The sequence below is a fragment of the Tunicatimonas sp. genome (assembly GCF_049647865.1).
Lineage (GTDB): Bacteria > Bacteroidota > Bacteroidia > Cytophagales > Cyclobacteriaceae > Tunicatimonas.
The window spans coordinates 1-6,239 of record NZ_JBARYM010000256.1 but is presented as its reverse complement, the minus strand read 5'-3'; the positions used below and the strand labels follow the sequence as shown (position 1 = coordinate 6,239).

The following is a 6,239-nucleotide window of genomic DNA, read 5'->3' as shown; positions in this document are numbered from 1 at the left end:
TTTGAAAGACAGGATACGTCTTTGATAATATACCATTATCAAGGATTCTCTGTTGTTCAGATATTTTGGAAAACAGCATAAAAATTGCTAGTATATCGTTGATATGAATAATCAAAAATTGGTTACGGATCTTCTGCACGCGCATGGGTTAAGAAAAACGCCTATTCGTACTGAGATGTTAAAGCTATTCCTTAAAAACGATACTGCACTATCAGCTGGCGATATTATTGCCAAAGTGAAGCTTCGTCTGGACCGGGTTACCGTATATCGAGCTTTAAATGCATTTGAAGAGCACGGTATACTGCACCGGGCTTCAGAAGATGAGCGAGGTACTAAATACGCCCTTTGTGGACAGCACTGTCCCGACGAACAACACACTGATCAACATGCCCATTTTATCTGCGATCAGTGCCATCAAACCTACTGTTTGGAAGATGTAAAAGTACCCGAGGTAGCGGTCTCCGATGAGTTTTCGGTAGATCGGTTAAACTATACCCTTAGTGGCACTTGTAAAGCGTGTAACAATTAAGTTTTACACATTTCCTTAATAGTAACTATTCTTTTCAAGTGTAAGGTATAGTCGTTGTAGCTACATCTCTACAAACGCATCAAATTTGCGTAAGCTTAGTTGTCGTAGTAATTGATAACCTTATCCGATTATTATGTCACGCTCTTTTCTTTTTATTCCGCTCACCCTCGTGATTGCCTGTTCTCCCAGGAGTCAAGAGATAATTATTGATTTCCAGGAAGAACACGTCCAAATGGAAGAAACTCATCAGCAAATGAAAGCTCATCACGATAGCATAGAACAAACTCATCAACGCTGGGTGCAGGATCATCAGGCAGTATTTAACGCTGAAGATGATTCGCTGTTCAGTGCGGTACATGACCAGCATGAAGTTATGATGAAAAAACATCAAGCCATGATCGATGAGCATCAAACCGTCATTGATAAACATAGTGCTCTCCTGGAAAACCCAGAAGTTAGTAACTTCACCGAAGAGGAAATGGAAGCTCAATTTAGCACCATGCGCGAAGAGCATCAGCAGATGGATAAGGAACACGACATGATGATGTAAGAACACCAAATCATGCAAGACGAACACCAACGTATGACTGACGAAGCAGCCTCGGAAGTATCATCCCAATAGTAGCTTCGTCAGGCGGCCAGTTCTTTCAGGGAGACCACCAATTGATCTAAATCATCCAGGCTATTATACAGATGCGGGGTGACTCGTACGCCACTTATTTCCCCGACATTTTTGGTTACGGTGAAGATGCTGTATTTTTCAAACAGGGTATCAGCCAGTTTGTGAGAATCCATTCCTTTAATGCCCACGTTGCCAATAGCACAGTAGCGAGCCGACTGGGCGGGGGTATTAATAACAACCTTTGGGATGTCCTTCACTCTATCCATCCAGTAGGTTGCTAGGTAGCGCAAGCGAGCTTCTTTCTTTGCGCCGCCAATGGTGTAGTGAAATGCGATAGCATCTTCTGTTGCCCGATCATTGTGACAAGGGATAGTACCTATGTGGCCGAACTTGCGGATGTCGGTATCTGCGTACTTATCGTCACCAAACAGCGGCCAAACCTTATTGATCTTATCTTTCTTCATGTATAAAATACCCGTACCCAGGGGGGCACCCAGCCACTTATGTAGGCTAGCCCCAAAGTAGTCGCAGTCCAGATCTGGAATCTTAAAATCCATGTGAGCGAAGGCGTGGGCTGAGTCAGAAATTATTTCTACCCCCCGGGCGTGAGCCATATCGGCAATCTTACGAACCGGTAAAATCTGCCCAGTGGTGTTAATTAAATGGGTAACCAGAATGACTTTGGTCTTAGGAGTGATCGCTGCTTCGTAGGCGGCAACAATTTCTTCGTCCGATTGGGGATGAAAGGGTAGTTTAATAATTTTATTGACCGAACCGAAGCGCCGGGCGCGCATGGCAAAGCACTGCAACATGCTGTAGTAATCCTGCTCAGTCATGATAGCCTCATCGCCCGGCTGCATAGTCAATCCCATAATAACGGTATCTAATGCTTCGGTAGTATTACGACAGAGGATAAGTTCTTCGGGAGAGCAGCCCGCTAGTTTGGCTACTTGTTCCTTAACTATTGCCCGATCTTCCTTATGCTGGCGGCGCATATAGAAGGAATGATTGGCGTTAATCATTCTTAGGTCATCAACTTGAGCAGTAGTCACCGGTTCAGCCATCAGACTGTAGTACCCATTTTCCAAATTAACAAAGTCGGGATTAACACTAAACGCCTTTTGAACTTCTTGCCAGTAACTTTCATCACTCGCTAAAGTTTCTGCTGATAGTTGCCCCTTTTGTTCACTAAAATCCTGAATACGAGCCACTGCGGAGGGGGCCAAAGCAGATAAAACTCCTGTTCCTGCCAGTAGACCACTAGCTTTATTTAAAAAGTTTCGTCTAGTATGATTTTTCATAGCTTATTGAGTTGTGTATGCGATAATATACCAAATATAAGTTGGTAATAGTGATTCTTACTAAATAACTAATTTGAACTCCCGTACTGCCAAGTTGCCTCCTTCATCTTCCACTTCAATACGCAGCACTCGTTTATCGTCATTTGCCCGTAGGGTATAGGGTTGACTTTCCCACAGTGTTGCTAACGGTAGTTGATCGTTGGTGAAAGCAGGAACATCGTCCCCAGCCAGCATTGCCCCAGTATTATCCCGCAGAAACTGCGATTCGCCCCATATGGCTTCGTAGCTAGTATCTCCTTGCCAGTCGGTATTATCGGTGCGGTCGGTGTCCTGCACCAGCGATAAACGAATAAAAGTAATGGCAAAGTCGTGCTCACCGCGTTGGTGCTCCAGATAACCTTCAACTGCCAGTGGGCTACCTGCCGTTCCGGATAATTCCTCAAGCGATGCGTCCGGATCATTAGTAAGCGAGATTAATGGCATATAAGGGCGTTTGAGATACACACTGCGTACTACACTAGAACCATCGTTGAAGGAGGTGCTGTTACCGGCCGCATCCACCGCGTGCAGTAATACGTGATACGGCCCGGCCAGATAGTCGCGGTCATCGTAGCGGATGCTTCGGTTAATCGTATGGCTAGTGCCATCCATTTGAACTACTTCATCGACTCGAAAGCCCGGTAATCGCTGCTCGATGCGGGCGTGAGTATGTCCATCCTGGGAATTATGAATATCAATTCGCATCTCACTGAGAGCCAGATTATCCGATAGTTCACCCTGTAGTAACAGTTCGGTACTGTTTTCCGACAATACTTCCATGTATTCGCCTCGTATCTTAACTACATTGGGATCACTTTCAGAGTAAGGACGACTGATAGAAGAAAAAACCGGAGCATCCAGATCATTGCTAGGGTCGTCCGGATCATTATCCGAACAAGCAGTTAGCGCAAACGTGGTAAATAGTATAGGCAGATAATTTTTCATGCTGTTATGAGTTTATGGAAAAAGATAAAGGAACCCGCAGGGTGACCACCACATTGCGACCCGGTTCGGGTAAGTTCAGCAAACGGTAGCGACTTAGGTGGTGCAGATATTGTGTATTAAGCGCATTGTCAACCTGCACCATTAAATTTAAAAATGTATCGCAAATAGCCCATTCGCTACTTACGCCCCCACCCAGCAAGGTATAACCAGACGTAGCTCGCTCGTTGCGGTCTACTCGGTTTTGATCGGCTACCCAACGGACATCGCCGTGCAGCTCCAGCGATTGCAAAACCCCACGCTGTGAAATTACCTGATAAGTTACTTCGCCTAAGGCCGAAAAGGGCGGAGTGAGCGGGAGCGGTAACTGAAAGTCAAGATTATAGTTAGCCACGTACTCCAGCGAGGCTTGCACTTTTAAGGCTGAACCAGGCTGATAGGTAGTAACCCATTCGCCACCCCAAAAGGCGGCATCCGCCTGCCGAAACTCCCAGGTAAGCTGGCTGCCCGAGGGCAAACGGCTAAACGAAGAGGTCGGAGCCAGATAAATATACTGATCGTAGTAGGCCACAAACGGCGTGAGCGTACTGCTGATTTTACCTCGTCGGTACGTCAGTGCGTAGTCAAGTTGATAGCCCCGCTCCGATTGCAAGTCAGGATTGCCCAACTCATGACGAAACGTGCCGTGGTGAACGCCGTTAGAGGCTAATTCTATAGCAGTCGGCATCCGAAAACTAGTGCCAAGGTTAAGTTTCATTTGCCAAGTGGATGAGAGTTGCCACTGGGCTCCCACCGCTCCGCTTACATCGGCAAACTGTCGGATTAGGTCAGCGTTGCGCTGATCAAACTTACAGGTGGGTTGTAGCACGTCATCGTACAAAGGTTGCTGGTGCTCCAGGATGTCGTGCTGTCCGCCATCGAAACGTAAACCAGCGTTGAACTGCCAGCGGGGATTAACCGGCGAATCAGCGTACTCAAGCAGTGCAAACCCACCCCCCTGCCAGGTAGTGAAAGCTGGAATCAAAAACTCAAACCCACCATAGCCGTTCTGCATCCGTTGCCCCTGCACCCCGTAAGTAACCGTCCACTGGGAAGTTATTTCCTGAATAAGCCGGGCGTTAAGTGAATAGGTTCTTAGCCGTAAATCGTGCGCCACGGTACCATCTACTGTTTGGCCTACATTCTGAGTGTGGGGCAGCGATTCTTCTAAGCGTTGGTTGTGCTGATAACCCGCATCAATCTCGAGGGTGGACCGATCCCAACCGTACTGCGTATTCCACAGCACCTTCCAGTGGGTGTTGTCTTGCCGGGGCAGACCGATGCTGCGCCGCTGATCGTAACGCTGGAGTTGGTAACCACTTGGGATTCCCACCGCTCCCGGAAACAAACCGACTCGCTGATGAAACCGACTAACTTTCACTGTCGACTGCCCCCAAGCTCGTTTTAGTCCGGTAGTGAAAGCGAAGTTTCGTTCTTGTCCGGCCGTGTTGCGTAGTCGCTCGTCGTAGATCGGCAGCTCAAAACCGGCGTAGGTAAAGCGGTCGGCGGGTACCCGGTAGTTATCGAAGTCCTGGTGACTGTAACGCACCCGATAGAGCCAGCCTTGCTGATTGCCTTCGGCGGCAGCACTTACTCCGCGTAAATTATTATTGTACTGATAAATACCCTTCACCTCGGTTTGGAGTTGACCCGCTTCCGGAAATGGAGCGGGTAGAATGTTAATCACTCCGCCCATTGCATCGGAGCCGTAACGCAGCGATGCTGGCCCCTTGATAATTTCTACCTGCTGCACGTCAAACTGGTCAATTTCCAGTCCGTGGTCGGAGCCCCACTGCTGCCCCTCCTGCTTCACGCCCTGATCGTTCACCATAATCCGGTTATAACTCATACCCCGAATCACCGGTTTAGCAATGCCCACTCCGGTGTTGATGGCATTGATGCCCGCTACCGGAGTGAGCGCATCTACGAAGCTTCCCCCGGCTGCCTGATCTAAGTCGTTGCGCGTAATTGTGGTTACCGTTTGGGAAGAGGTAGAAGTAGTGCGGATTGCGGCACCGTCAATCTGTACTTCCGCCAAAATTTTTGCATCCGGTACTAAGTGAATTTGGATTGGTGGTCGGGCTGCATTCGGTGACAGTGTTACGTGTTGCTTGGCGTATCCTAACGAGCGTACCATTAATGTATAATTGGTATCAGTAGGAACTGTAAAGGTGAACAACCCCTCAAAATTGGTGAGCTGTAACTGATGAGGATTCAGTAATTCTACTTGAGCCCCGTCGATGGGTTTAAGATACTCATCTACGACCTGTCCACTTAATGAAAACGATTGAGCTAAACTGCTAAAGGATAATAAGAGAAACGCAAGTGTGATAATATACGCATTTAAGTCGCTTCTGATAAGAATGCAATAGTATTGGATATAATTATATTTCGTTGAAAAATAATGGGGCATTCTTTGGTTAGAAATGTGTGCGATTGCGGAAATTTATAAAAATTTTTAACGCAACTATGTTGCAAATGTAAAACTGCTACTCTACTTTCGCAAACAAAAGTAAAACTATTAATTCTATGAAAAATCTTCGCCTATCCTTTATGTTATTGAGCCTAGTCTGGCTCACTTTTTCCTGTTCCGACAACGATCCGGAACCGGATGTTTCCCAGTCTTTTTCTGAACTAGAAGGAGAGTACATCCGCCTAGCGATGATCGCGGGGGAAAACCAAATGATGATAATGAACCCAGTTACTGGTGAGACGACCTTTACGGTAAACGAACCACTCACTCCCGGTGCCCGCTACTACGTAAGTC

6 protein-coding genes are annotated in these 6,239 nt (G+C 47.1%); 3 read left to right on the top strand and 3 right to left on the bottom strand.

Going from position 1 to position 6,239, the window contains the following annotated elements:
• Positions 1 to 103: 103 nt before the first annotated feature.
• Positions 104 to 529 (top strand): Fur family transcriptional regulator, encoded by a 426-nt coding sequence (locus tag WBA23_RS07955; protein WP_424581742.1) that lies wholly within the window; start codon positions 104 to 106, stop codon positions 527 to 529.
• A gap of 133 nt (positions 530 to 662) precedes the next feature.
• Positions 663 to 1,079 carry a hypothetical protein gene (locus WBA23_RS07950; RefSeq protein ID WP_424581741.1) on the top strand — a complete coding sequence of 139 codons (417 nt, stop codon included), beginning with the start codon at positions 663 to 665 and terminating at the stop codon, positions 1,077 to 1,079.
• An 80-nt stretch (positions 1,080 to 1,159) separates the two neighbouring features.
• On the opposite strand, the gene WBA23_RS07945 is transcribed toward WBA23_RS07950, so the two are convergent.
• The 3 genes from WBA23_RS07945 to WBA23_RS07935 are packed head-to-tail and all read right to left on the bottom strand — an operon-like array spanning position 1,160 to position 5,885.
• Positions 1,160 to 2,452, bottom strand: a complete 1,293-nt coding sequence (locus WBA23_RS07945) for an aminotransferase class V-fold PLP-dependent enzyme (RefSeq protein WP_424581740.1) — start codon at positions 2,450 to 2,452, stop codon at positions 1,160 to 1,162.
• 60 nt (positions 2,453 to 2,512) lie between these two features.
• Positions 2,513 to 3,436 carry a DUF4625 domain-containing protein gene (locus WBA23_RS07940; RefSeq protein ID WP_424581739.1) on the bottom strand — a complete coding sequence of 308 codons (924 nt, stop codon included), beginning with the start codon at positions 3,434 to 3,436 and terminating at the stop codon, positions 2,513 to 2,515.
• Between the two features lie 4 nt (positions 3,437 to 3,440).
• Positions 3,441 to 5,885: a TonB-dependent receptor gene (locus WBA23_RS07935; RefSeq protein ID WP_424581738.1), complete on the bottom strand. Its 2,445-nt coding sequence runs from the start codon at positions 5,883 to 5,885 to the stop codon at positions 3,441 to 3,443.
• 116 nt (positions 5,886 to 6,001) lie between these two features.
• Here WBA23_RS07935 and WBA23_RS07930 point away from each other — a divergent pair.
• Positions 6,002 to 6,239, top strand: a 238-nt coding sequence (locus WBA23_RS07930; protein ID WP_424581737.1) for a hypothetical protein, incomplete at its 3' end; no start/stop codon positions are given.

Excerpts from the sequence above, each read along its gene's own strand:
- WBA23_RS07955 (WP_424581742.1), top strand. The coding sequence starts at position 104 with ATGAATAATCAAAAATTGGTTACGGATCTTCTGCACGCGCATGGGTTA.
- WBA23_RS07940 (WP_424581739.1), bottom strand. The coding sequence starts at position 3,436 with ATGAAAAATTATCTGCCTATACTATTTACCACGTTTGCGCTAACTGCT.
- WBA23_RS07945 (WP_424581740.1), bottom strand. The coding sequence starts at position 2,452 with ATGAAAAATCATACTAGACGAAACTTTTTAAATAAAGCTAGTGGTCTA.
- WBA23_RS07935 (WP_424581738.1), bottom strand. The coding sequence starts at position 5,885 with ATGCCCCATTATTTTTCAACGAAATATAATTATATCCAATACTATTGC.
- WBA23_RS07950 (WP_424581741.1), top strand. The coding sequence starts at position 663 with ATGTCACGCTCTTTTCTTTTTATTCCGCTCACCCTCGTGATTGCCTGT.